Origin of the sequence: Duganella violaceipulchra (genome assembly GCF_019166075.1) — a bacterium.
Lineage (GTDB): Bacteria > Pseudomonadota > Gammaproteobacteria > Burkholderiales > Burkholderiaceae_D > Rugamonas > Rugamonas violaceipulchra.
On record NZ_JAHTGR010000084.1, the window covers coordinates 1 to 899 of the forward strand.

Consider the following 899-nt stretch of genomic DNA (forward strand, 5'->3'; position numbering starts at 1 on the left):
AGCCCCTGGGCGCTCACCGTAGCCGCGCCCGTGCCGACGTTGACCACACGGCCGGCGCTGTTGTCGATCGTACTCGCCTGCAGCGTCAGGCTGCTGGCCGCCGTGACGGCTTCGATCACGCCGCTCGCGTTATTAAGTGCGCCGCCCGCCGTCAATTGCAGGTCGCGCTGCGCCTGGATCGTCCCACGCGCGTTGTTGACGGCGCCGGTGACCGCCAGCGTGGCGTCGCCACTGGCCAGCACGCTGCCGCCCTGGTTGCTCATGCTCTGGCTGGCGATGACGATGCTGGCGCCGCTGTCCTTCAGCGTGGCGATCTGGCCACCATCGTTGTTCAGCACACCCGCAGCGATGGTCGCCTGTCCGGCCGAGACGATCTGGCCGCTGTTGTTGACGATGGCCGTAGTCTGGTTGAACGTCAAGGTACCGCCGCTGTTGACAACACCCTGGTTGTCCAGCTGCTGCGCCACGTCCAGGCCCATGCGCTGTCCCGACAGCACGCTGCCGCCGGTCAGGTTGCGCAAAGTTCCGGCAGCCAGATCGAGGCTGCCGTTACCGGCGATCAAACCACTGTTGGTGACCAGCCCCTGGGCGCTCACCGTAGCCGCGCCCGTGCCGACGTTGACCACACGGCCGGCGCTGTTGTCGATCGTACTCGCCTGCAGCGTCAGGCTGCTGGCCGCCGTGACGGCTTCGATCACGCCGCTCGCGTTATTAAGTGCGCCGCCCGCCGTCAATTGCAGGTCGCGCTGCGCCTGGATCGTCCCGCGCGCGTTGTTGACGGCGCCGGTGACCGCCAGCGTGGCGTCGCCACTGGCCAGCACGCTGCCGCCCTGGTTGCTCATGCTCTGGCTGGCGATGACGATGCTGGCGCCGCTGTCCTTCAGCGTGGCGATCTGGCC

1 pseudogene is annotated in these 899 nt (G+C 68.1%); it reads right to left on the reverse strand.

What is annotated here, in order from left to right:
* Positions 1–899, reverse strand: a pseudogene (locus KVP70_RS33055) (hypothetical protein); the annotation flags it as partial.